Origin of the sequence: Nocardia sp. NPDC057668 (assembly GCF_042799795.1) — a bacterium.
In the GTDB taxonomy this organism is placed as follows: Bacteria; Actinomycetota; Actinomycetes; order Mycobacteriales; family Mycobacteriaceae; genus Nocardia.
Window position 1 is genome coordinate 1790956 of record NZ_JBHVIC010000001.1, and the last position, 24288, is coordinate 1815243.

22 protein-coding genes are annotated in these 24288 nt (G+C 70.8%); 6 read left to right on the forward strand and 16 right to left on the reverse strand.

The window, feature by feature from the left end:
• Positions 1 to 258: 258 nt before the first annotated feature.
• Positions 259 to 834, reverse strand: coding sequence for a hypothetical protein (locus tag ACFVBH_RS08300; protein WP_379000874.1), 576 nt, complete (start codon positions 832 to 834; stop codon positions 259 to 261).
• Between the two features lie 287 nt (positions 835 to 1121).
• Between ACFVBH_RS08300 and ACFVBH_RS08305 the strand changes: the two genes are divergently transcribed.
• Entirely contained in the window at positions 1122 to 1313 is a 192-nt protein-coding gene (locus ACFVBH_RS08305) for a hypothetical protein (RefSeq protein WP_354987098.1), read from the forward strand.
• Here the strand turns inward: ACFVBH_RS08305 and ACFVBH_RS08310 are convergent.
• From ACFVBH_RS08310 to ACFVBH_RS08325, 4 genes are all read right to left on the reverse strand, one after another.
• Positions 1310 to 2314, reverse strand: coding sequence for an AraC family transcriptional regulator ligand-binding domain-containing protein (locus tag ACFVBH_RS08310; RefSeq protein ID WP_354987097.1), 1005 nt, complete (start codon positions 2312 to 2314; stop codon positions 1310 to 1312). The genes ACFVBH_RS08305 and ACFVBH_RS08310 overlap by 4 nt on opposite strands.
• 134 nt (positions 2315 to 2448) lie before the next feature.
• Positions 2449 to 2982, reverse strand: a complete 534-nt coding sequence (locus ACFVBH_RS08315) for a hypothetical protein (RefSeq protein WP_354987096.1) — start codon at positions 2980 to 2982, stop codon at positions 2449 to 2451.
• 136 nt (positions 2983 to 3118) lie between these two features.
• The gene (locus ACFVBH_RS08320) at positions 3119 to 3628 is read right to left on the reverse strand and encodes an SRPBCC family protein (protein WP_379000875.1); all 510 of its coding nucleotides are present in this window, start codon (positions 3626 to 3628) and stop codon (positions 3119 to 3121) included.
• Positions 3625 to 3990, reverse strand: a complete 366-nt coding sequence (locus tag ACFVBH_RS08325) for a metalloregulator ArsR/SmtB family transcription factor (protein WP_379000877.1) — start codon at positions 3988 to 3990, stop codon at positions 3625 to 3627. Before ACFVBH_RS08325 ends, ACFVBH_RS08320 begins: the two co-directional genes overlap by 4 nt.
• Before the next feature lie 155 nt (positions 3991 to 4145).
• Between ACFVBH_RS08325 and ACFVBH_RS08330 the strand changes: the two genes are divergently transcribed.
• The gene (locus tag ACFVBH_RS08330; protein ID WP_379000878.1) at positions 4146 to 5609 is read left to right on the forward strand and encodes an MFS transporter; all 1464 of its coding nucleotides are present in this window, start codon (positions 4146 to 4148) and stop codon (positions 5607 to 5609) included.
• Positions 5610 to 5717: 108 nt separating this feature from the next.
• On the opposite strand, the gene ACFVBH_RS08335 is transcribed toward ACFVBH_RS08330, so the two are convergent.
• Together ACFVBH_RS08335 and ACFVBH_RS08340 are read right to left on the reverse strand one after the other, a co-directional pair.
• Positions 5718 to 6353: a class F sortase gene (locus ACFVBH_RS08335; RefSeq protein ID WP_379000879.1), complete on the reverse strand. Its 636-nt coding sequence runs from the start codon at positions 6351 to 6353 to the stop codon at positions 5718 to 5720.
• A 22-nt stretch (positions 6354 to 6375) separates the two neighbouring features.
• Positions 6376 to 7614: a hypothetical protein gene (locus ACFVBH_RS08340; protein WP_379000880.1), complete on the reverse strand. Its 1239-nt coding sequence runs from the start codon at positions 7612 to 7614 to the stop codon at positions 6376 to 6378.
• A 223-nt stretch (positions 7615 to 7837) separates the two neighbouring features.
• Here ACFVBH_RS08340 and ACFVBH_RS08345 point away from each other — a divergent pair, with 223 nt between their 5' ends.
• Positions 7838 to 8725, forward strand: a complete 888-nt coding sequence (locus tag ACFVBH_RS08345; RefSeq protein WP_354987090.1) for a LysR family transcriptional regulator — start codon at positions 7838 to 7840, stop codon at positions 8723 to 8725.
• 19 nt (positions 8726 to 8744) lie between these two features.
• Here the strand turns inward: ACFVBH_RS08345 and ACFVBH_RS08350 are convergent, their stop codons facing one another.
• The 4 genes from ACFVBH_RS08350 to ACFVBH_RS08365 form a co-directional block, all read right to left on the reverse strand.
• Positions 8745 to 9137, reverse strand: a complete 393-nt coding sequence (locus ACFVBH_RS08350) for a nitroreductase family deazaflavin-dependent oxidoreductase (RefSeq protein WP_354987089.1) — start codon at positions 9135 to 9137, stop codon at positions 8745 to 8747.
• 29 nt (positions 9138 to 9166) lie between these two features.
• On the reverse strand, positions 9167 to 10402 hold the full coding sequence (locus tag ACFVBH_RS08355; RefSeq protein ID WP_379000881.1) for an MFS transporter: 1236 nt from the start codon (positions 10400 to 10402) through the stop codon (positions 9167 to 9169).
• A 237-nt stretch (positions 10403 to 10639) separates the two neighbouring features.
• Positions 10640 to 11665 (reverse strand): NAD-dependent epimerase/dehydratase family protein, encoded by a 1026-nt coding sequence (locus ACFVBH_RS08360; RefSeq protein WP_379000882.1) that lies wholly within the window; start codon positions 11663 to 11665, stop codon positions 10640 to 10642.
• A 103-nt stretch (positions 11666 to 11768) separates the two neighbouring features.
• Positions 11769 to 13271 (reverse strand): MFS transporter, encoded by a 1503-nt coding sequence (locus ACFVBH_RS08365; protein WP_354991832.1) that lies wholly within the window; start codon positions 13269 to 13271, stop codon positions 11769 to 11771.
• Between the two features lie 543 nt (positions 13272 to 13814).
• On the opposite strand from ACFVBH_RS08365, the gene ACFVBH_RS08370 reads away from it, so the two are divergent.
• Positions 13815 to 17738: a BTAD domain-containing putative transcriptional regulator gene (locus tag ACFVBH_RS08370; protein ID WP_379000883.1), complete on the forward strand. Its 3924-nt coding sequence runs from the start codon at positions 13815 to 13817 to the stop codon at positions 17736 to 17738.
• Positions 17739 to 17791: 53 nt separating this feature from the next.
• On the opposite strand, the gene ACFVBH_RS08375 is transcribed toward ACFVBH_RS08370, so the two are convergent.
• Both ACFVBH_RS08375 and ACFVBH_RS08380 read right to left on the reverse strand, forming a co-directional pair.
• Positions 17792 to 18640, reverse strand: coding sequence for an alpha/beta fold hydrolase (locus tag ACFVBH_RS08375; protein ID WP_379000884.1), 849 nt, complete (start codon positions 18638 to 18640; stop codon positions 17792 to 17794).
• A 278-nt stretch (positions 18641 to 18918) separates the two neighbouring features.
• Complete coding sequence (locus ACFVBH_RS08380) at positions 18919 to 19176, reverse strand: GlsB/YeaQ/YmgE family stress response membrane protein (protein ID WP_354991099.1); 258 nt, start codon at positions 19174 to 19176, stop codon at positions 18919 to 18921.
• 234 nt (positions 19177 to 19410) lie between these two features.
• Between ACFVBH_RS08380 and ACFVBH_RS08385 the strand changes: the two genes are divergently transcribed.
• Entirely contained in the window at positions 19411 to 19836 is a 426-nt protein-coding gene (locus tag ACFVBH_RS08385) for a hypothetical protein (protein ID WP_379000885.1), read from the forward strand.
• 67 nt (positions 19837 to 19903) lie between these two features.
• Here ACFVBH_RS08385 and ACFVBH_RS08390 read toward each other — a convergent pair whose 3' ends face one another.
• Positions 19904 to 20518, reverse strand: a complete 615-nt coding sequence (locus ACFVBH_RS08390; RefSeq protein ID WP_379000886.1) for a TetR/AcrR family transcriptional regulator — start codon at positions 20516 to 20518, stop codon at positions 19904 to 19906.
• Positions 20519 to 20560: 42 nt separating this feature from the next.
• Positions 20561 to 22033, reverse strand: coding sequence for a hypothetical protein (locus tag ACFVBH_RS08395; RefSeq protein ID WP_379000887.1), 1473 nt, complete (start codon positions 22031 to 22033; stop codon positions 20561 to 20563).
• Between the two features lie 149 nt (positions 22034 to 22182).
• Here ACFVBH_RS08395 and ACFVBH_RS08400 point away from each other — a divergent pair, with 149 nt between their 5' ends.
• Positions 22183 to 22875: a hypothetical protein gene (locus tag ACFVBH_RS08400; protein WP_379000888.1), complete on the forward strand. Its 693-nt coding sequence runs from the start codon at positions 22183 to 22185 to the stop codon at positions 22873 to 22875.
• A 13-nt stretch (positions 22876 to 22888) separates the two neighbouring features.
• Here the strand turns inward: ACFVBH_RS08400 and ACFVBH_RS08405 are convergent, their stop codons facing one another.
• Entirely contained in the window at positions 22889 to 24049 is a 1161-nt protein-coding gene (locus tag ACFVBH_RS08405) for a YncE family protein (RefSeq protein WP_379000889.1), read from the reverse strand.
• Positions 24050 to 24288 lie beyond the last annotated feature (239 nt).

A 24288-nucleotide genomic window follows, 5' to 3' on the forward strand; every position in this document is an offset into this window, starting at 1 on the left:
TTCCACACCGTCCACCCTCAGGCGCCGGCCGTCTCCGCCGCCGTGCGGCGCGCCGCCACCTCCCGGCAGATCCGCGGCAGTGCGGTCCCGATCGGCTCCCGGATCACCGCGGTGGCGAGGGCGTCGTAGGGCCGGTCGAGATCCCGGCGCCGGTCAGCACCGCCACCCGGGAGACGCCGTGCGCCCGGTCCATTTCGTTCATACCGGGACGTTAGGTGAGCCCGGGAACCGGGCGCGACCGAATTTCGGCGGGCCGCGCTAGCGGGGGTGGGTGCAGTTCCGCAGCGACTCGAACGCGCTGTAGAGGTCGTTCTCCGCGTAGATCTCCGTCTCGTCGGTGGGCACCTGGCGGCGATGGCCGATGATGTAGTGCGAGGCCAGCTGGCGCAGGCCGCCTCGGGGATCGCGGTCGTGGACGCGGCACAGCAGGCTGGCGCAGCGGTTGCACTGGATCCACGGAATCACCAGCAGGCCGGCCAGCGGCGTCGCGCCGAGGCCGAGCGCGGCGGCATCGATCGGGGCCGCGCACTCGTCCGCCACCAGGCGCACCGCGCCCGCCTCACCGGAATCGCGGACGCACGAGGCGATCTCGGCATGCAGCGCCGTGCGCTCACCCCATTCCTCGGCGAGCACCTCCAGTTCGGCGCGCACCATATCGGCGACCGGCACCTGATCTTCGAGCAGGCGCTTGGTCAGCAGCGTCAGACCGGCTTCCTGTTCACCGGCCGCGCGGCAGTCGCGAAAGCGCGCCGCGTCCTGGTCCGTGGGCAGCAGGGCCGCCAGCCGTTCCCACAGATCGGTTTCGTATGCGTAATAACGGCTTTCGATTTCCACGCAGGGCACACTACTGCCCCGGGGCGGATCCGCCCGCGCGCTCCCGCGCGGACCGGCATTTCGCGCGCGGCGACCGTGCCGCCGGCGCATCCCGCGGGCGGTCTCGGCGGACCGTGACGCGTTTGCCCCGATGCTGACGCGTTCTGGACTGGTCGTGCAGCGACTGCGGGGCAACACTGAATGTCCACGGCGCGCCACGCGGTGCGAATCGGCATCCGCCACCGCATGTTTCCGCCCGCCGGTCCAGGACGCACACCCGAGTCGAACCGCTTGCGAGGAGATCCCCCGTGCAACACTCCCGAGAACGTGCTCTTGCCTATGTGGTGGCGGCGTTGGAAGCCAAGGGCACGGCGACCCGGGAAGACTTCGACGTGCACGGAATCGTCGCCACCTCACACGCGCTCATCGAGGATTGGGATTTCGCGACGATGGAACACGCCACCTTCTGGCGCATCGCCGCCAGCCACCTGCGGACCTAGCGCGGCGGCGCGGGAGCGTGCGCATGGGCCACCACGGCCCAGCGCAGCGAGGCCCGGCGCATGGACGCCGCGTCGGCGTAGCCGAGCAGCTGCGCCTGTCTGCCCCGGCTCACCGGGCCCGCGGTGGAGGCCGCCACCAGCCGGGCCGAACGCGCCCGATCCAGCTCCTGTCGCCAGGTCGTGCCCGCGTCGGCCAGCCGGCGCTGCAGCGTGCGCGGGCTGGTCGCCAGTCTGCGCGCCACCACGTCCAGCGAGACCTCGCCCTCGTCCAAAGCCTGTGCGACCGCCACGGCCACGCGCTCGGGCCACGCGGATTCCAGCGGCGGGGGCGGCGGCAGCGCCTCGGCCAGGGGGCGCAGCACGGCCGCCAGCACCGGATCGGCGGTGGTGAGCGGGCGCTCCATATCGGCGGGGCGGAAGGTCATCGCGTCGATGTCGGCGCCGAATTCGATTGCGGTGGTGCCGAACACCTCCCGATAGGTGTCGAGCCGGCGCGGTGCGGGACGGCGCAGCGCGACCCGCACCGGGTTCAGCGGCGCGGAGACGACGTGCCGCGCGCGGGTCAGCACGGCGATGAGCCCCCACAGCTGGGTGTAGTCGCGCGTCGCGTCACCCCCGTCGACCATGTCGAGCCGCAGCATCGGTCCCCCACCGCCGTCGACCAGATCGAATCGATGGTTGGTGGTCACCGCGCTGACGTACGGGCCGCAGGTGGCCAGGCCCGCGCCGAGCGTGGGCGCGCTGGTGAACAGGTAGTCGTACAGTCCGGTCGCCTTGAGCTCGTAACGACTGGCCACGTGCAGCGCGACATCCGGGTCGTCGAGCCAGCGCGCCCCGATCTCCCACAGCCGCCAGAAGGTCTCACTCGCGACGTGAACGCCGTTGCCGGTCAAAGTCCAGTCCGGCACCCGGCATTCGCGAATCAGCCGAGCGCGATCCAAGCCCATCGCCGTCATCTGGGAGATCACGAACCGATGCAGCAATGTCTGATCTGTACCCAACGCCCCTCCTGCGCATCATCACTCGGATAGCCAAAGGCTATACCGCCCGGTGCGTCGGGGTCGCAAGTGAGGTTGATCGCACAGTGCGGGGGAAGAGCCGGGCCCACGGGTGCGCCCGGCTCACCGGCATCCGATCAGCAGAGCGATCCGGTGCTCGATCCGCTCCCCCCGGAGCCCGAACCCGCCGAACCGCTACCGGCCGAACCCGAACCGGCCGAACCGGATCCGAAGGAACCGCTGCCGCCCGAACCCGAGCCGGCGGACCCGGTGCCGCTCGAACCGGGCACGGCCCAGCAGCCGTTCTCGCCCGGGCTCACGTAGTACGACATGGAGGTGTCGGTGCCGTTCTGGCGGACTTCCACCTGATACAGGCCGGACGCGGACGGATTCCACGGGAGCGTGGCCGTCACCTTTCCGAAGGTATCCGCCACGGGCGTAGCCGATCCCACGACCACGTCGCCGACCAGGAACTCCACCGTCGCGAAGCGGTCGGAGCCGGTGGTGGTCGCGACGATCGTGCAGGCCGCCCCGACCCGGCACGCCGCGCCCGGCGTCGGCCCGACCGCGGCGATGCTGTCGATGGCGGCGTGCGCGGAACCGGCGGCCAGCGCCGAACCGGCCAGCGCGGCGCACACACCCGCGCCCAGGGCCAAGCGGGACTTCGTCATTGTCTACTTCCTTCCGGCGCCGGGGGGAGCGGCGCCGGGGCGGACGGTACCAGCGGCGGACCGGGAAGTATGACGAAATCAGAAGTGCTGCAACTTGATTCGGATCATCTATGACCGTGCAACGTAGACCGGGTATTCAGCTCGCGCCCGATCCCGCGTCCTGGGCCTCGTAGTACGCCTTCATGGCCGGGTAGTAGTCGTCGAAATTCGGCTGCGGGCCGTCGTTGTAGGCCGAGACCATGGCGTCGAGGTAGTACTCCCAGCCCGGGCCGACGTTCTCGACTTCGGCCTTGTCGTCGAGGTGGTGGGTGAAGCGCAGGGTGGTGATCTCGTCCTGCTGGGTCAGCTCCAGGTCCAGGCTCCAGACGCCGTAGTCGTCGGCCGCGTAGAGCGCGAGCCGGCGCGGCGGGTCACACGCGTCGATGCGCATGTCGGACCAGCCCGCGCCTTCCTCGAAAGCCATCTGCACCTGGATCGTCCGGCCGACGCCGGGTTCGCCCTTCCACTGCCCGTACCAGCGGGCGGTGCGGTCGGATTCGGTGATGCTCGCCCACACGTCCTCGATCGGGGCGCGGAAGGTCCGGTGCAGAATCAGGTCGCGACCGGCCGCGGTGGGCACGACGCGACCGGCGGGTGGATTGGTCATGCGGTGTTCTCCCTTGCTGTCCCGGTGTCCGCCGGTGCGGCGCGATGCTCGCGGCGCGTGCGGTACACCTCGGTCTCCAACGCGTCGAAGTGCCGCTCCCAGGCGTCGCGGCGCTCGAATTGCGCGATCCAGCCCGCGATCTCACGCAGCGGCTGGGCGTCGAGGGTGTAGAACCGCTGCCGCCCGGCCACTTCGTCGCGGACGAGACCGCATTCGCGCAGCACCCGCAGGTGCCGGCTGATCGCGGGTCTGCTGATCGCGAAATTCTCGGCGATCTCCCCCGCGGTGAGCCGGTCCGTGCGCAACAGCAGCAGGATCTCCCGGCGCACCGGATCGGCGATCGCGGCGGCTACTTCGTCCACCGGAAAAGCGTAACACATCGGTTACGCGTTTTCGCGGACCACGCACCCGGACGGACTATCCCCCGATACGACTTGAACGGAATGGATCATTCTGTTCTAATTGAACGGAACCGAACATTCCGTTCCTGAAACGGACAGTCGTCAGGGAGACCGCAGTGACAATCACCACCGATCAACCAGTGATCGAAACAGGCACGACGACAACGGATTCGGGCGCACCCATGCCGCGGCGCTGGATCGGGCTCATCGCGATCCTGGCCGCGACGCTGCTCAATCTGCTCGACGCCACCATCGTCAACGTGGCGGCGCCCGCGATCCGCGGCGACATCGGCGGCTCGGCCGCCACCGTGCAGTGGCTCAGCGCGGGATACACCCTCGCGATGGCGATCGGACTGCTGACCGGCGGCCGGCTCGGGGACATGTTCGGGCGGCGGCGGGTGCTGCTGATCGGGCTCAGCGGGTTCCTGATCACCTCGGTGCTGTGCGGCGTCGCCGGATCGATCGACATGCTGCTGGCCGGGCGGGTCGCGCAGGGCCTGTTCGCGGCGGTGATGGTGCCGCAGTGCTTCGGGCTGATCCGCGATCTGTTCGGGCGCGAATTCGGTAAGGCCTACGCGGCTTTCGGGCCGATGATCGGCATCGCCACCATCGCGGGTCCGATCGTGGCCGGGCTGCTCATCGACGCAGACGTCCTCGGCACCGGCTGGCGTTCGATCTTCCTGATGAACCTGCCGCTCGGCGCGGTGGCGCTGGCACTGGCCGTGTGGACGCTGCCCGCCGCCGCGCCGCTGCCGGGGCTGACGCTGGATCTGCGGGGCGCCGTCGTCGCGGGCCTCGGTATGGGCATGCTGCTGTACCCGCTGGTCGAGGGTCGCGAAGCCGGTTGGCCGTGGTGGATGGTGGCGACGCTGATCGCTTCGATTCCGGTGCTGGGGCTGTTCGTCCTCGACCAGGTGCGGCGGGCGCGGGACGGCCGGGTCGTGCTCATCGAGATGAGCGTGTTCGCCAAGCGTTCCTACACGTCGGGTATCGGGTTCGTGACCGTGTTCTTCGGTGGGGTGGGCGGCTTTTCGCTGGCGGTCGGCCTGTTCCTGCAGCTGGGCCTCGGATACGGCGCGCTGCGGGCGAGCCTGACCATGGCGCCGTGGGCGGTCGGGGCGTTCCTGGGCTCCGGGGTCAGCGCCGGGCTCGCCCCCAAGCTCGGGCGCAAGGTGCTGCACCTGGGACTGGCGGGCATGCTGATCGGGCTCGTGGCGCTGTTCGCGCAGTTCGGCGGCGACGGTGCGCCCACTCCCGCGGCCCTCGCGCCGGCGCTGCTGGCCTACGGCCTCGGCATGGGCATGATCTTCGTGCCGCTGTTCGGCATCATCGTCGGTGAGCTCCAGGATCACGAGATCGGTTCGGCCTCGGGCATGTTGGAGTCCTTCCAGCAGGGTGCGGCGGCGCTGGGCGTGGCGGTGCTGGGCACGGTGTTCTTCAGCGGCTTCGCGCTCGGGGACGGGCCGGAGGTGGCGCTGACCGCGATTCGATCGGTCACCGGCGTGGCGATCGCGCTGACAGCGGTGTCGTTCGCGGTGGTGTTCGGACTGCCGAAGCAGGGTGCGGCGCAGGCGCACTGATCACTCGAATTCGACAGCGTGGCCGTGGATTCCGCGGCCACGCCGTCGGCGTATGCGGGGGCGGCGCGTGTCCGGCAGCGGACGGTGCGCCCGGCGTGTGCGGCGCGGCTACCCGGAGCGGGTCGCGGCGGCTGACGGGTCGGTCAGCACGGAATAGATGATGACGTTGGACAGGTACGAGCGGTTGCCGATGTCGAATTCGCCTCCGCAGGTGACCAATTGGAGTTCGGGCACGCCGTGATCAGCGTAGACGGCCCGCGCGGGGAAATCGTTCTTGGAGACCGTTTCGGTGCGGGTCACCATGAAATGGGCCGTGCGGCCGTCGGTTCGGGTGACGTCGATGGCATCGCCGGGGCGGAGGTCGGCGAGGCGGAAGAAGACCGCCGGGCCGCGATAGGAATCGACGTGGCCGAGGATGACCGCCGATCCCCGTTCGCCGGGGGTCGCACCGGGGCGGTACCACGACGGGCGGTCGAACGAGGCCGGATCCTGCACCGTGCCATCGGGTGTCAAGCCCACACGGTCGAGCGTGGTGGTCAGGCCCAGGGCGGGGATGGACAGGGTTACGGGGGCCGAGCGCGCGAGCGGAGGCACCGCGGGCGGCGGCGCCCCCGAACCGGCGTCGATGGCCGTGGGCGGCGGATTCCGTTGCCCGACGGCGCCGTTGGCGGTGAGCAGGACAGCGCCCACCGCCAGCAGCAGGGCGACGACGACCCAGGACAGGGCTGATCGAACCTTGGACATGCGCTTCGTATCCGGGCCGGAGTCAGGACTCGGCGCGAGCCGGGCGGCGCACGCTGTGCGACACCAGCAGGCCCGCACCCAGGAGCGAGAGCAGGCCGAAGGCGGCCAGGAGGGCGCGATCGGACGTCACCAGACCGCCCGCACCGGTTTCGGGGTGGCCGAGCGGGACGGGATAGGCGGCCGCGCCGGGGGTTCCGGCGGTGTCCGGCTGTTGCGAATAGACCGTTTCGGCGGGGGTGAGCGCTGTTCCATCGCGGCCGGACGTGTCCGGTGCGGGGTGGATCGGAGCGGGACCGACGCCGCGCAGTTGCCCGTTCCGGTTCTGTCCGTTCGGGTCCTGACCCGGGCCGTTCTGACCCGGGCCGGTCTGACCGTTCCGGCCGGGACCGCCGGCACCGAGGCCCAGCAGCACACCTCCGAGCGCCGTGCCGCCCGCGGCTCCGCCGGCCGCCGCACTACCGAGTGCCGCACTACCGACCGCCGCGCTGCCCAGGGCGGCGCTGCCGACCCCGGCACTGCCCAAAGCGGCGCTACCCACCGCGGCACTGCCGATGCCGGCGCTGCCCACCGCCGCGCTTCCGGAGTCCGCGCTTCCCGCCCCGGCGCTGCCGAGACCCGCACTCCCGAGAGCCGCGCCGCCGAGACCCGCACCGGCTCCCGCGGCGCCGGCCCCCGCCGCACCGGCAGCCCCCGCCCCGGCAGCACCGGCTCCAGCCGCACCCGCACCGGCCGATCCGAGCCCCAGAGCCACTGCGGCACTGCCGGTTTCAGCCGCCGAGCTGCCCGCACTCGCACTACCCGCGGCACCGGCGCTACTCGCGTCCGTACTGCCCGTCGCGGCCGCGCTACCCGCACCGGCGCTGCCCGCCGCACCCGCGCTCCCCGCGTCCAGGGCCTGCGAACTACCGGCCGCGAGAGCTCCGGCACTACCGGATGCCGCGGCGCTGCCCGCATCCACGACCTCCGAACCGCCTGCGCCGCTGCCGGTTCCGAGCGCGAGTGTGCTGCCGGTGTCCGTGGCCGCCGAGCCCGTGCCCGGGACGTCGCCGCTGCCGGTCACCGCGCCGACGCCGATCGGACCGGCATCCACACCGGCCGAACCCGGGACCGCACCGAGCCCCGCGGATCCGGTATCGATGCCCAGCGACGGATCGGCAACAGCGGCCGGCGCGCCGATAAAGAGCAGGGAGAGTGCCGTGGCCGAGGCCCCCAGCGTGAGAATAGAGCGCTGACGAACCGAGATTGCACGCTTGCTGATCATGTACTTCTCATCCCGTGAAGCAGGGCCTTCAGGTCGGCCGCGCTGCCGGAGGATGCCCCGATAACCATTGAGCGAATTACTCGCCCCCAGGCTCGGCCCGCCGCGGATGCGAGTCCAACGCACGCACGCGATTCGGCTCATCGACGATGGCGATACCGCCCGGTCGTGCGAGCCGGACGCGGGATGTCACGGAGACGACCCCCACAATTGGTAGCCTCTCGCTATGGAACTCCGGCAATTGGAGTACTTCGTCGCCGTCGCCACCGAGTTGAGCTTCTCGCAGGGCGCGAAACAGGTCCACGTGGTGCAGTCGGCGGTGTCGGCGTCGATCGCCAAGCTCGAAAACGATCTGGGCGCCGCGCTGTTCGATCGTTCCAGGCAGCGGATCTCGCTGACCGCGGCCGGAGCCGCCCTGCTGCCGGAGGCCCGGATCGTGCTGAACGCCGCGCGCCGCGCGGCCGACTCCGTCGTCGACTATCGCGACAATCTGAGCGGCTCGGTCACTTTCGCGATTCTGCTCTCGCACGGCTCGGTGGATCTGACCGCCGTGCTCGCCCGGTTCCACGACGAACATCCCCTGGTGCGGCTGCGGCTGACGCAACCGGCCGCCCGCGCGGCGGAACGGATGGCCAGTATCGCCGACGGATCGCTGGACCTGGCGCTGGTGGCCCGGCCCGTGCAGCCGCCGCCCGGGGTGCGCGTGGTTCCGCTGGCGCGCGAAGCCGTGGTGCTGCTGTGCCCGCCCGGGCACCGGCTGGAACAGCGGGCCTCGGTGTCGCTGCCCGAGCTGGCCGGGGACTGCTTCGTCGCGCTGCCGCAGGAGTGGATCATCAGCGAGGTGATCAACGACGCGCTCGCGAACGCCGATGTGCGGCTCGAGTTCCGGTACGAGGCCGCCGCGCTCGAGATGATCGCCGACCTGGTGCGCAGTGGACTCGGACCCGCATTGCTGCCGGAATCGGCGGCAAAACGCTTCCCCGAACTGCACACCGTCCACACGACCCCGGCCATCGAATGGGAATTCGGGCTGGCCGTACCCACCGGACGTTCCACGCCCGCGGCGGCCGCGTTCACACGCACGCTGCTCGCCGAATACGGCGTGACGTTCTGACCGGCCGGGGCCGCGGCGGCTAGGCGATGTCGGCGAGGAAGATGTTGAACTTTCCGCCCGCGAGGCGGGCGGGCTTGGGGAGCTCCGCGCCACCCTGGCCGGGGGCCACGATCCGCGCGTTGGTGATCCGGATGGTGCGGAACTGCGAGCGCACGGTGGTATCCCCCGCCGCGACCGCGTTGCGCGCCCAGTCGGTGATGCCGTGACCGAGCACGACCGCGAAGGTGCCCCGGGACTTGAAGGCGTTGACCGGCGTCGCGTACGCCCGGCCCGACTTGCGGCCGCGATGCTCGATGACCGCGAAGCCCGGGAGGTAGGGCGCGACGCGGCGCATGGCCGGATTCATGTACTTGACCTGTAGCCGATCGAACCACGCCGGGAACATCGAGGGACCGCGATCGAAGGTTGTCATTCCGAACTCCTTTGGTTGCGGTGAGCAGCCTAGTGGTCCGGCGGCGCCGGGTCCGGTGCGCGCGGGCGCACGACCCGGCGCAGCGCCACCGCCGTGGCCACGGTGGCCAGCAGTCCACCCGCCCCGGCCGCCACGAAGGCGACGCGCGGATCGGTGCGATCGAGCAGCAGGCCGCCGCCGAGGTAGGACAGCGCGGCCGCGATGCCGATCGCGCCGTAGAGGCTGCCGAACACGCGGCCCAGCAGGGCTTCCGGGACCGCGCGCTGGATCAGGGTGTTGGCCGCGACGTCCATGGCGGCGATGCCCAGACCGCGGGTGGTCTGGACGACGAAGGCCGCGGCCACCGCCCAGGCCAGGCCGGTCAGCAGATTCCCGGCGCTGCTGATCGCGAAGCCCGCGACGAGCAGGACGGGCATGGTGAACCGGGTGCGCGCCACCAGGGCGTAGCCCGCCAGCAGGCCGATGCCGACACCGGCCAGCAGCAGGCCGACCGCCGAATCACCGCTGTGCAGGGTGTCTTTCGCGAGAAAGACCAGGGCGACGTCGTCGACGCCGTTGCAGGCCACGATGGCGACGTAGCCGAGGCCGATGACGCGCAGCAGCGGCGCGGCGGTGAGATAGCGCAGACCGGCCCGGGTCTCGGACCACAGGGTGGCAGGCTCCGAATCATCTTGGGTGCGAGTTGTTTTCGTCGGCAGGAAGGTGAGCAGGAGCGCGGAGACGAGGAAGGTGGCGGCATCGATCAGCAGGACGCCGCGCAGACCCACGAAGGGGAACAGCGCCGCGGCCACCAGCGGGCCCAAGGTCTCGCCCACGTTGGTGCCGAAACCTATTGCGGCATTCGCGCTTTCCAGCTCACGGTCGCGAACCAGCGCGGGCACCACGGCACGGGACGCGGGCTGGAAGATCTGGCCGGCGACGGCGCGCACCGCGACCAGGACCAGCAGTAGCCACAGCGCCGGCAGCCAGAGGGCGATGGTCAGCACCAGCGCGCCCTGCACGAGGTCGCAGATCACCATGACGCGTTTGCGGTCGAATCGATCGCTCAGCGCGCCGGTGAAGGGACCGAGCAGCGCGGGCGCGAAATCGCCCACCAGCAACAGGGCCGCCACCGCCAGCGCCTGCCCGGTCGTATCGGCGACGTAGAGCATCAGTGCGACCAGGGTGAGCGAATCACCCAGGAACGACAGCGAGCGCGCGGTCCACAGCAGGCGGAACCCGCGGTTGCCGCGCAGCAGCCCGGCGATACCGGTCGACCCCGTCACCGGCAGGATTCTCGCAGACGCCACCGCCCGCTGCCCAAGGGTTTTCGGGGCCGGGACGGGCGAGCGCCGGACCACCCCGCGGTCCAGAACTTGATCTCGGGCGCGGGGTGCCGGCCCGGGTTGCGCTGCCGCAGGCCACGAACGGTGTTCCTCGCCATTCCGGGCGACAGCGCACCGGGATGCCAGGAGATTTCGGCGCCGACCGCTCGGACGCGATAGCGGCTCGCGCGGCCGGGACTACCGGGTGGGCGGGGTGACCACGCCGTGGGCGAGCAGGCTTTCGGCGGTGTCGACCAGGGACTGGCGTTTCGGGCGCAGGGAGATTCCCAGTTCGGCTTCGGCTTTCGCCGAACTCAGGCGTTCGAGTTTGCCCAGGGCGGGGACCACGCGTTTGATGCCCGGATCGGCGAGGGCGGCTACGCGCACCAGCCAGTCGGGAAGCACGCGCAGCGGGACGCGGAAGCCGCGCGGGCCGAACTCGACCGCGAGGACGGCGGCCATATCGCGCATCCAGAAGTGCTCGCCCGCGAAGATGTAGCGCTGGCCGGCGGCCTCGGGGGTCTCCAGGGCGACGCGGTGGGCGCGGGCCAGATCGCGGACGTCGACGGTGGACCAGCCGACATTGAGGTTGCCGGGCACCTTGCGGCCGAGCAGGCGGATCGCGGGCTCGTGGGACATGTTGGTCTGGCGGTGCAGCACCGGGCCCAGAATCATGGCGGGGTGCAGGGTGACCAGGTCGAATCCGAGGCCGGGCGCCTCGACGAAACGCCGGGCGGCCTGCTCGGCGAGGGTTTTGCTCCTGTCGTAGCCGCTCACCCGGTCGGGGTCGGACCAATCCTGTTCGGTGAACACCCGATCCGCGTCGTGGCCCTGATTGATGGTGACTATCGAGGAGGTGAGCACCACGCGGCGCACGGTGGTGGCCGCGGCCGCGGCGCGCAGGACGCGCAGGGTGCCCTCGACGGCCGCTTCGACCATCTCGCGCTCGGATTCCTTGCGCCCGTTCGGAATCGGGGATGCCACGTGCAGGACGTGATCGCAGTCCTTGGCGGCGACCTCCCAGCCGTGGTCGGAGGTCAGGTCCGCCTGCGTGAACTCGAGCGCACCGCCGAGCCGGTTCGCGATGTCCACCAGGTGGGCGCGTCTGCCGGCGTCCGACAGGTCCCGGACGGTCGCCCGCACGCGGTAGCCGTGTTCGAGCAACTCGGTGATGCAGTGCCCCGCGACGAAACCGGTCGCTCCGGTCACCAGGACCGTGTCCATGCGCAATTCCTCTGCCGCTCATAGGGAATCGCTCCCCCACCCCTACCGTCGGGCGGAGTCTACTGTGCCCGCGCGACCCGGGCGCTCCGGGTCGCGAGGGTGCTCAGGTGCCGAAGGGCGTGCCCGCGCCCTCCGCACGGGCGGGTGGTTCGCGCCGGGCCGCCAGGGGCAGGGCGATGTCCTCCAGCGAACGGTTCTCCGCGTCCACGGCGAGCAGTTTCGCGATGACGCCGCCGGTGATCATGACGGCCGCGCCGAGCAGATAGCCCAGGAACAGGCGGAACGGGTGGTCGCCGTCGCCGATCAGCGCGCCGTAGATGACCGGCCCCAGCGCGCCGAAACACTGTGCGATGGCGAAGAATACGGCGATGGCCTTGGCTCGGACCTCGAGCGGGAAGATCTCGCTCACGGTGAGGTACGCCGCGCTGGCGCCGGCCGAGGCGAAGAAGAAGATGACGCACCAGCACAGGGTCTGGGTGATGGCGTTGAGGACGTCCGCGTAGAACAGGACCGCCGAGATCGCCAGCAGCACGCCGGAGAGCAGGTAGGTGCCCGAGATCATCGTGCGGCGGCCGATGGTGTCGAAGTAGTGGCCGATGGTGAACGGGCCGAGCAGATTTCCGACCGCGAAGGCGATCAGGTAGAGGGGCGTGGTCTCGGAGGGCACGCCGTAGAACTTGCCGAGCACCAGCGTGTAGGTGAAGAAGATCGCGTTGTAGAGGAAGGACTGGCTGATCATCAGGCTCGCGCCCAGCACCGCGCGAGAGGGGTACTCGCGGAACAACACCCGCGTCAGGGCCACGTAGCCGATCTGATCGGCGGGCCTGACCTCGAGCACCTTGGACTCGTCGACCGGCGGCAGTTCGACCCCGGTGGCGTGCACTTCTCGTTCGATCTCGGTGATGGACCGCTCGGCGTCCTCGGTGCGGCCGTGCATGATCTGCCAGCGCGGGCTCTCGGGCAGGTGGCGGCGCACGAACAGGATGATCAGGCCCAGCACCGGGCCGATCAGGAAGCCCAGTCGCCAGCCGACGGACAGGGTCACCATATTGAGCAGGATGTACGTACCGATGGTGCCGATAATGGCTCCGGCCCAATAGGTTCCGTTGACCGCGATATCGACGCGGCCGCGGTAGCGCGCCGGTATCAGCTCGTCGATGGCGGAGTTGATGGCCGCGTACTCGCCGCCGATGCCCATGCCGGCGATGAAGCGGGTGACGTACAGGAAGGCGATCCAGCCCGCACCGCTGCCCAGGGTCAGCGCGGTGAGGCCGCTGCCGAACAGGTACACGCCCAAGGTGATCAGGAAGAGTTTGCGCCGCCCGAGCCGGTCGGAGAGGTTGCCGAACACCAGCGCGCCGACCACTTCACCGGCCAGGTACACCGTGGCCAGCAGGCCGACCGCGGTGGAGGACAGGTTCAGGGTCTCGGGCTCGGTCAGGGTCTCGGCGACCGCGCTGGCCACGGTGATCTCGAGGCCGTCCAGGATCCACGCCACCCCGAGCGCGGCCACCATGCGGGTGTGGAATCTCGACCACGGCAATCGATCGATCCGGGCCGGGATCAATGTCCGCACGGTGCCGTCCGCACCGGCTTGCTCCGCCATCACGACTCCTCGGTTTCGAAGCACGTCCGACTTACCCGCGATTGCGCTGATCAGCGAGCGCAACGGTACGCGGATACCCCGAATCCGGAAGATCACGCCGGGTCGCGCGGCGCGGGCGGGCGCGGGCGGGCGCGGGCGGGGTTGCGCGGCGCGGGCGGTGACGTGACGGGTCGCGCGGTGCAGGCGGTGACGTGACGGGTCGCGCGGTGCAGGCGGTCATGTGCCGGGTCGCGCGGCGCAGAGGCGGTCACAGGCCGGGGTCGCGCAGCGCGCGGGCGCCGCACGGTTCGGCCTGATTCACATAGGTGTTCGGCCATGACATGCCGGGTGCGGCGGCCCCGTGGCGTGGTGCACGGGCGAGGGCCCGCGGGGCGAACGGCTCCGGACTCAGTAGAGTCTCCGCGTCGGTGACATGTCATTTTCCGGGCGCGAGGCAGGCCGGAAGCGACTGATCGGCCGCCCGCCGCCATCGGATACGACGCGGGCGTGGCGCGAGCCCCCGGGGTCGCGCCGGTGAATTCGGCTACGGGCGTGGAGAGGTGCATGGGGCGGGCGAGCGCGCTACAGCTGATCCTGCTCGACGGGGTCGAGGCGCGCATCGACGGTGAGGTGCGGTCGCTGGGCCCGCCGCAGCGGCGCGGGATCCTCGCGGTGCTGGCGATGCGGCGGCGGCAATGGGTTTCGGCCGCGGCACTGCTCACCGCGCTGTACGAGGACGAGCCGCCCGCCAGCGGGACCGCGGTGATCCAAACCCACATCTCGGCGTTGCGGCGGGTGCTCGAACCGACGCGGGCGCCGCGCACCCCGGCGGCGGTGCTGCTGTCCGGGCACGGCGGGTACCAGCTGCGGATCGATGACGATCAGGTCGACCTCGGGGTGCTGGAGCGGCTGGTGGCCGAAGCGGACCGGGCGCGCCGCGCTGACGACGGCGAGCTCGCCGCCCGCCGGTACGCCGAGGCGCTCGCGCTGTGCTCGGGCGAGCCGCTCGCGGGCATTCCGGGTCCGTGGGCCGAGCAGCAGCGCGCGGCGCTGACCGAACGGCGGCTCGCGATCCTGGAGGACAGCCTCGAACTCGCGGTGGCGCGGGGCCGGGCCGACCAGGCGATCGACACGCTGCGGGGGTTGACGAACGAGCACCCGCTGCGGGAACGCCCGCGGGCGGTGCTGATGCGGGCGCTCGCCGATCGCGGCCGGCGCTCGGAGGCCCTGGCGGTGTATCGCGATACGCGACGGCTGCTGGTCGACGAGCTGGGCGTGGAACCCGGCGCGGAGCTGCGCGCCCTGCAGGATCGGATTCTCGCCGGCTGGGAGGCCGTGCCCCCGACGCCGCCGGTCGCGCCGGCGTCGGCCGGATCGGCAGCGGCCACACCGGCAAAGGTCACCTCTGCAACCGTCAACTCGAGTACAGCCACACCCGCAACGACCACCTCGAGTACAGCCACACCGGCAACAGCCAACTCGGCAACGGCCCATGCAGCGGCCAACTCGACGGCGGACATTCCGGCGCCGCTCGGTGCTGCGGCCGCCACACCCGCAGCGCTCGATTCGGCAGCGGCCACGCCTGCAACGCCCGGCTCGGCGACAGCCACACTGGCGACGGCCCCACCAGCGGTGGCCGGATCGACGACGGCCGACTCGAGTGCGGCCGAATCGGCAACGGCCACACCAGCGCCGGACAACTCGGCAACGGCCACACAGGCAGCGGTCGGATCGGCAGCGGCCACACCGGCAGCACTCGACTCGGCGGCGGTCGGATCGGCAACGGCCCCGCCGGCGGTCGGATCGGCGGCGGTCGCACCCGTATCGATTGAACCGGCAGCCGCAGCGCCCGCAGTGGTCGTACATGCGGACAATTCCTCGGCGGCGGTCGTGGCACCGGCTATTGGTTCATCGGGGATGGGCCTGATCGCCAATGGTGCTGTGCCGACGCCTGATACACAGGTGTCAGCGTTGGTCGACCGGGATCGGGAGCTTGCCGAGCTCGCCGCTCTGCAACGCCGGGCGGCAGCGGGAGCCGGCGGGCTGGTCGTTATCACCGGCCGGCCGGGATACGGCAAGACCGCACTGCTGCGGGAACTTTCGCTGCGGAGCCCGCGCGCGTCGAGTATCGAGCTGACCGCGGGGAACGAGGACCTGGCCGGCGAACTGACGGCGGTTCTCGTACGCGCCGCGGCGACGGCGGCCGGTGGCCGGAACCCGGGTGGAGTGCTCCCCCACGGCACGTCGGTGACGACGGCGGGGAGGGACGGGGAGCTCGCCATCGCGGGGCGGTTGCGAGAAGCGCTGGGCGAGTTGGGCAGCGGCGAGGCGGTGCTGGTGCTGGTCGACGGGGCCGAGGTGATGGATGAGCGGTCGGTGCGGGTGCTCATCGCGCTGGCGCCGGCGTTGCGGCGGTCGCGGGCGCTGATCGTGATGGCGCTGGACGGGCGTTTCTGGGATCCGGGGGCGGTGGAGCTGCACGCGCGGCTCGAGCCGGTGGCGGTCGCGGTGCTGCGGCTGCGGCGGCTGGGGCTCGCCGCGGTCGGCGAGTTGTATCGGCGGCGGACCGGGGTGGCGTGCCCACCCGAGCTGGCGGCGGAGATCGCGGCCGCGGGCGCGGACATCCCCCTGCTGGTCGACGCGCTGATCGCGGACATCGGTGAGCGCGGTGATCGCGGGCGGGTGCCGGAACAGCTGCTGGACGGGCGCTATTCGCGGGCGACGCAACTCCTGCTGCGCGGGTTCTCCGCGCGCGGGTCGGCGATGACGCGGGCGCTGGCCGCCCTGGACGAGTTCGAGCCCGGGGTGACGGCGCTGGCCGCCGCGTGCGATCAGCCGCCGAGCGAGGTCCGGCACCGCTGCGAACTGCTCACCGACGCCGGGATTCTCGCGGCCGCCGAACCGCCGCGGTTCCGGCACCGCTTGATCGCCACGACCCTGCACTGGCTCGGCAGCCTCGGCGAATCGGCCCGATTCCGGACCGCGGCCGCGGAACACGAACGCGGCCGGGGCTATTCGGCGCGGCGGGTGGCGCGCTATCTGCGCGATCTGTGCGGACCGGAGTTCAGCCGCTGGACCGTGGTGCTGGTGGACGCGGCCGAGGAGTGCCTGCGCGAGTGCGTCATCGTGGAGGCGGTGCGCTGGCTGGAGCTGGCGCTGCGGATCTGCACACCGGAACAGCGGGACGAGCTGCTGGTGCGGCTCGGGCAGGTGCAGCTGTGGACCAATCCCGCTGCGGCGCGGGCGCATTTGACCGAGGCGCTGCTCGGGCAGCGCGCGCACGCGACGGCGACGACCGCGGCCGTGCCGCTGGCCTGGACGATGGCGATTCGCGGCGAGGCGAGCGCCGCCATGCGCATGCTCGACGCCGTGGTCGCGGAGACCGAGGACCGGGATCCGCACGGCGCGGCGGCGATTCGCGCCTCGATGTGGATGATCGCCGGGCTCTCCGCTCAGACGTGGCGCGAACTGGTCGCGGCGCAGCGGGATCGCGCCGCACCCGATCTCATCTCCGCGTCCGTCATGACCTGGTCCGACGCCTTCGGCGTCCGGATCGACGCGCGGACCGCAGTGCGCGCGCTCGCCCCCGGGCACGCCGACGGCACGCTGCCGAGCCGGCTGCTCGGATTGCTTGCGCACCTGCGCATGTGGGCCGGTGAGCTGGACACCGCGCTGACGCTCACCGAGCAGCGCGCGGACCAGCATTTCGGTGCGATCGACACCTATCGGGTCATACTGCGCTCCGAAATCATGCTGCGCGCGGGCGACTTTCGCGGCGTGCTGGCCGAATTGGGGCCGGTGCTGGGCGATATCGACGACGAGTTGATCGCTCCGCCCGCCGCGGTGGTCGCGCAGTACGCGCACGCGCTGATCGGCCTCGGGCGGCTGCGCGAGGCCGGGCACTGGCTGGACCGGCGCACCGCCGGCGCGAGCCCGGAGACCTGGGAGTGGACGGTGGTCCTGCACATTCGCGGCCTGCTGTGCGCCGCGCGCGGCGAATCCCGCGCGGCGATCGGCTATTTCCTCGAATGCGGGCGACGGGCCGCAGTCGTGGGCATCACCAACCCCGCCCACATCCCCTGGCGCAGTGCGGCGGCCATGGAATTCGCCCGGCTCGGCGAACTCGACCGGGCACGCGAACTCGCGGACGAGGAACTGGCCCTGGCCGAACGCTGGAACACTCCCGCGACCATCGGAAGAGCCTTGCGCGCAAGAGCTTCGGCAGCCCCGGACGGCCCGGCGGCGAACATGCTCGACGAGGCCGTGACCATCCTGCGCACCCAGAACAGCCCCGTCGAACTGATCCCCGCCCTGATCGACCTCGCCCGCGCCCTCCACGCGACGGGCGATCCCACCCGCCCCGCACACCTGCTCGGGCAGGCTCGGGAACTCGCCGCCCGCATCGGTGCCCGCGAACTCACCGACATCGACACGATGACGGCGGCCATCGCCGCGACGGCCGCGAATCCCGCCGACCCGATCACCTAGTACGGACGCTCACAACGAACTGCCGTGCAGGATCCGGGACAGCCGAGCGCGGATCAGCGGGCCGCCACCGCCGCCGCGGCCTGGTCGATGACGCGTACGACCGCGTCGGGGTGCGAGACCGCGATCGCGTGGCTGCCCGCGTGCTCGGTGACGACGGCCTTGGCGCGGCCGGCCATCTCGCGCTGGCCGGCGGGCGGGATCATGCGGTCGTCGGTGGCGACCAGGTACCAGGACGGCAGGGTGCGCCAGGCCGGTTCGGCGGTCCGCTCGGTGAAGGCCGCGACCGAGATGGGGCGCTGACCGGCGGCGAGAACCGCCGCCCGCACGGGGGCGACGTCCTGGGCGAAGTACCCGGGGAACTTCTCGTCCGCGATGCGCAACTCGGGAACGGGGTCGCCGCCCACCGGGTGCGGGACGGTGATCTCGGTTGCGGGCCCGCCGAAGCGGCCGTCGAGTTCGCCGAGGGATTCGCCCTGGTCCGGGGCGAACGCCGCGACGTAGACGAGCCCCGCGGCCTTGGCCGACCCGGCCGCGGCATTGGTGATGACCGCGCCGCCGTAGGAATGCCCGACCAACAGGGTCCTACCCGGCATGGCGTCGAGCAGACCGCGGATGTAGGCGCTGTCGTAGGTCAGCCCGCGCAACGGCACCGCGGCGGTGGTGACCCGAAACCCTTTGGCCTGCAACTGTTCCGCGACGCCACCCCAACTGGATCCGTCGGCGAACGCGCCGTGCACCAGCAGGACGCCGGGCTTGCCAGGGTCGACGGCGGGCACGGTGGCGGGTGCGGCCTCGGGGGCGGCGGCGGGCTTGTCGGCGGAGCAGGCCGCGGCGGCCAGCGTGAGGGTGAGCGCGCCCATGAGGATCATGGTGCGGCCGGACCGGCGAAGCGATGTACGCATGGGGGGTGATGCCTCTTCCGAAGTCGTTCGTCGCGGGTGTCTGCGCAACCGGCCGGAATCGTCCGGCCGCGGCACTCGGGGTGAGCGCCGGCCCCAACACTTGTCCCACCGACTCAACAACGACTGAACGATCTCGGAACGGGCAGCTCACGGGGTGAATTCATGGCGCCCGCAGCGTGATTCACCGGGCCGGGCGAGTGCGGCGGCGGAGAACGACAACGACTCACCGGACCCGTTGGGCGGGCCGATGAGCCGTCGGTGGAACAGGGCGAAAGGGGTTAAGCGCGAACCTTGTTCACGATCCACAGGAGCAGGACCGCGCCGCCGAGACAGGTCAGGAAGCTGAAGATCAGGCCACCGCCTCGGACGTCGACGCCCAGGAGGTTGAGCAGGAACCCGCCCAGGAGGCCGCCGACGATGCCGACCACGACGTTCATGATCACGCCCTGCTGACCGTCCGTACCCATCATCTTGCTGCCGATCCAGCCGGCCAGACCGCCGATGATGATCCATCCGAAGAACCCGAGTGCGAGCATCACATCTCCTACCGATCGCCGGTGCAGTTCCGTGGTCTTCCCATGGTCACCCGTCCATCGGCGGAAATCGGACGCTGACACGCCGGTCGCGGACATCGAAATCTGTGTTTTCTTGCTGGCAGTATCGAGAGAGAACCGAGAATCGCTGGTCACAGGCTCGTAGCAGGCGTTCGGCACGGAAACCCGCGCGAGGAGATCGCCGGGGTCAACGGCACCAGGAACGTGGAGGACTCGATGGACTCGAACATCCGGATTCGGCGCGCGCACCGGTGGCTGGGCATCGCGTTCGCGGCGACCATCCTGATCGTGTTCCTCGGACTGGCGCTGTCCGGGCCGGACTGGCTGTACTACCTGCCGCTGTTCCCGCTGGCGCTGTCGTTCCTCACCGGGGCGTACCTGTACGTGCGCTGGTACACCGGCGCACGGCGCACCCCGGCCGTCGCCGCGGCCGGCTCGGCGTCGCGGGTCCGGCCCGTGCACCGCTGGTCGGCGGTGATCTTCACCCTGAGCGTGCTCGCCACCTCGGTCGCCCTGTCGCTGCCCGAGCCGATCGAATGGGTGTCCTACATCCCGCTGTTCCCGCTGCTGGCCCTGCTGGTCACCGGCCTGTCGATGGCGCTGCGGACGCGGCGCGCGCGGCCGGCCTCGGCGCGGGGCTGAGCACCCCGCCGCCGGGCGATCCGGAACCGCCACTGCCGCTGGGCCGCCATCGCATTCGACGATCCGGCTACGGCGTGCACCAGATGGTGCGGGTGAAGACCGCGGTGAGGGTGTCGACCTTGGCGGTCGGGTCGGTATCGGGTGCGAGGGAGTGTTCGTAGCCGGCGCGCCACATCATCGCCATCAGCGCATCGGCCAGGAGCGGGGCGGGCGGGCCGGACGGGGCACGGCCCGCGGCTCGTTCGGCGTCGATCAGGGCGGAGAGCCTCGTACGGATACGCGTGTGCGCCTCGGCCCAGGCGGTCTCGACCCGCTCGTCGCGCTCGGTGGATCCGAAGGCGCGCAGGAGGGGACCGTGGTGACGCCAGCGGTCGAGGTAGCGGGCTATCGCGCGGTGGAAAGCCTCGGGCAGGGGCGGGGTCAGGTCGTTCATGAGCTCACCGAGCTCGGCGAGGCTGTCCGCGACCAGGGTGTAGACGACGGTGTCGCGGGAGTCGAAGTAGAAGTAGAACGTCGAGCGGGACAGGCCCGCGCCCTTGGCCAGTTGATCGACGGTGATGGCGGACAGGGGTTGTTCGGCCAGCAGCTGGCGGGCCGTCTCGAGGATGGCTGCCTCGCGCTGGTCACCCTTGCTGGGACCGCGGCGGCCGCGAGCGGGCGCGCGGCCCTGTTGCGCGGTCACCGCGTCCCGTTCGCCAGTTCGTCCCGATACACACGGGCGAGCTTACCGAGGGCCGGGCAGCCAGGGTGCGCGCAGCAGTTGCTCGGTGAGGCCGGTGAGGAATCGGGTCTGGCGGTGGGCCAGCACGGGATCGAGCCTGTCGAGCTCGCCGCCGGGACTCACCCGAATCAGGTAGTTCGGACCGGCGATCGCGGTCACCGTCGGAATACCCAGGCGGAAGGGACCTGTCGCCTCACCGTAGAGGTTGTTCGTGTACGGGCGCGCGACGATGGTGCGGTCCAGATCGCTGGAATCCAGTGCGGCCGCGACGGTTCCGGTGAGCTGCTCGTTGTTGCCGACGCCGAGGACGAGCATTTCCGGCGCACCGGTCGCCTGCCACGAGCCGTCCGCGCCCGAATCCCATTGCAGCGCACCGAGATGTTCGGGGACAACGGCGGCCACGATGCGATCCCTGATCTCGGGATGCTGTTCGAGCCATCGATCCGGATGCACGCCGCTGCTCGACGCCGTCATGTGGGTCGGCGAGAAGACGACGCAGATGTCCCGATCGCGGTGCTCGACAGGGATTTTCGTGAAGTAGTCGGCTATGGCGAGGACGGCGGCCGCGCCGTTCTCCTCGATGGCGTTCTGACCGTCGGTGTGCGTCATGAGCAGTACCGCGCCCGGCTTGTTGCCGTTGCCGGGCACATTCGCGACCAGATAGTCGATCGTGGCGGAGGGATCGGTGTCGGCGGTCAGGGTCAGGGTCGCGGTGACCGGTCCCCGCGCGAGCATGGCGCGCAGCCGGGCGCCCTGCTCGCGGTCGAGGTGCAGCCCGGGCAGCCCGTCCTGCGGTTGCTGATGCGGGGTGTACTGACCGCGCGCGTCCTCGGGCGCGAACGGCAGGATCGAGATCGCCGCCAGCGCGCCCCGTTCACGCAGTGCGCTGAGCTTCTCCCCCGTGGCGCCGAGCCACAGCCTGGAGATGTCCTCGAGCGCGGAGTCCAGTAGCAGCGTGCGCGGTCGCGCGGTCACGGTGACCGGGGCGAACACGCCCGCGACGAGCTTGGTGACGGGCCGGTCCACGAGCGCGATCCGGCCGGTCAGGTCGGCTCCGCCCGCGGCGTCGGCCACGAGCCCGGTGATGCCCGCGGCCGGCGTCGTACCCGAATACGGCCAGTAGTAGGCGACCGGAATCCGGTGCGTCTCCCCCGTCACCTCGGTCACCGTCAGTGACCAGTCGCGGGCGTTCCAATATTTCAGCGGGGTCGGGAACCGTTCGACCTCGAGGCCGAACGACGCCAATTCCGCTGCGAGAGAGTCGATCCAGCGCCGGTGCGCGGGGCTTCCGGTGAATCGCGGGCCGCACGCGGCCATGCGCTCCACCCAGCGCCACATCGTCTCGGCGTCGAGCAGGCCGGGGCCGGGCGGAGCGGCGGCGGCTCCTCGGGGCAGCGCCAGTGCGCCCAGCGCCGCCAGGGAGCCGGCCAGCAGGGTGCGCCGGTTCAGGGATTTCAAGGGTTGGACATCGCTCACGCAGGCCATGGTTCATGCCCGGCGAGCAATAGTCAACACTGTGTCGAGAAATATGGACATATCGTTGATTCTATGGCTATCGTGTTGCCCACGTCACAGCGAGCCACTCGGCACGTGACGGATTCTCAGCTCCGGCACTAAGGAAATCCATGAAGAAACCCCTGATCCTGGCCTGTTCGCTGCTCGCGGCCGCGAACCTCGCCACCGCCGTCGCGCACGCCGACACCGCGTCCCCCGCCGACGTGCGGTTCACGGTGACACCGGGCGAGACGGCCACGGCGATCACCATCGACGCCGGCGCACTGCGGGTCGAGAACGGGGTGTTCAGCATCGAGTCCCCGCGCGGGGACACCCTCGCCCGAGCCGAGATGTCCTTCCGCGTGGACGATTTCGTCTTCCCCATCGATGCCGCCATCACCGGCCGCGACGCCACCCTCACTCCGCGACTGGATCTCGCGCACGCCGCCTACCGGCCCGTCGCCCTGCCCTTCGAGAACGAGGCCCCCTGGAAGACCCAGTACGAACGCGAACAGGCCGCCTGGGCCCGGCTCACCTCGACCCTGCAACTGGGCGCGGCCATCGGCACCGCCGTCGGCGGCATCGGCGGCGCGGCCGTGGGCTGCGTACTGGGCGGAATAGCCGGGGCCACCATCGCTTCGGCGGCGATCATCGGCCTGTTCGGCGGCTTCATCCCCGCCGCGGCGGTCGGCTGCCTTGGCGGCATCGTGGCGCTCGGCCCGCTGGGCACCCTCGCGGGCACCCTGCTCGTGACCGCTCCCGTGACACTGCTGGCCGCCGCCCAGTACTTCACGACGATCAATTCCCCACTGCCCAAACGATGATGCGGCACGCCGTTCAGCGCGGGACGACCACCAGCTCACCCGCGGTGCGCAGGTACAGGGTGTGAGTCACCGGATCCGCCGCGAATCCGAACAACGGTGAATCGCCCGCGGGGATCGAATCTTTCGACTGCCCGTTCAGGGTGTCGATGACGAGGATCTCGCCGTCGAGGTATTCCGCCTGGGTCACGTACGCGGTGTGGGTGGCGCGGTCTGCGGTCAGCAGGCCGTGGCCGTCGGTGTCGATGGTGGCGAGCACCGTCCGGCGGGCCAGGTCCACGGCATAGATCAGGTCGTCGTACTTCGCGTACGCGGTGCGCGAGACGGGATCCAGCACGAGATCGTTGCCGTTGCCGGCGGCGGGCAGCGCGATGAAATCGATCGTCCGGCGGGAGTCCAGATCCACGACCAGAATGCCCGTCTCCGGATTCATCCGATCGGGATTCTGGTACTTGGTGATGACGTAGGCCGTGCGCGCGGTCTCGTCGATTTCGGTGTGAAAGGCCGCGCTACCGACGGAGATCGACTCCAGAACCGACGCGGTTCGCGGGTCGATCACCGTGAGAGCGGAGTGGCGGTTGGCCATGTCGGCGGGCGCCTGATGCACCGACTCGAAGCTCTGAAGATTGGTGACGTACACCAGATGGGTGACCGGATCGACAGCGATGGACAGTGCCTGTTTGCCGGTCTGCACGGTCGCGACGGACGTGTTCGTCGCGGTGTCCACGATGATGACGCCGCCCGGCCGATTGTCGCGCTGATCGCCGGGGTACACGGCGTACAGGCGGCTCAGTGCGGGGTCGACGGCAAGCTGGGTCACGCTCTCGGCGAGCGCGATGGTGGCCGTCACCCGGTTCGTCCTGCCGTCGATGACCGACACGGTCTTGTCCTGATTGGACACGTAGATCGATCCGGTGCCGGAATCCACCGCGGGATCCGCGAACTCCGTCGATCTGCCGACCGAAATCGCCGCGTAGGAAGGACTTTCGGGGCCGCCGGATTCCTTTCCGGCGAGGGTCACGACGCCGACGAGAACGAGCAGAACCACCACGGCGGCACCGACCGCGGCGAAGATCCGGGGCCGGTTCGACCCCGGCCGGCCGGGCGCCGGCGCCGGGAAGTTCGCCGGTCCGGGCACAGGGGCCGGATAGTACTGCGCCGCAGGCGCTTTGGTCATCGACACCACTGGTTCGGCCCGGCCGGCAGGGACCGCGTTCGCGGTACCCGCATCGCCCCGCACAATCCGTTCGTCCATTGCCCGTCAACCCCCACTCGTCCCCGGCGAACCGGCCCCGACCGTATCAAGGCCCGCCGCGCCGGGCACGATCGGCCATTCCTTCGCGATCACAGTGCACAAAGGCGCGGCGACAATTCCGTTCAACTGCCGAGTGACAGTGATTTCGGATAGTGAAAACA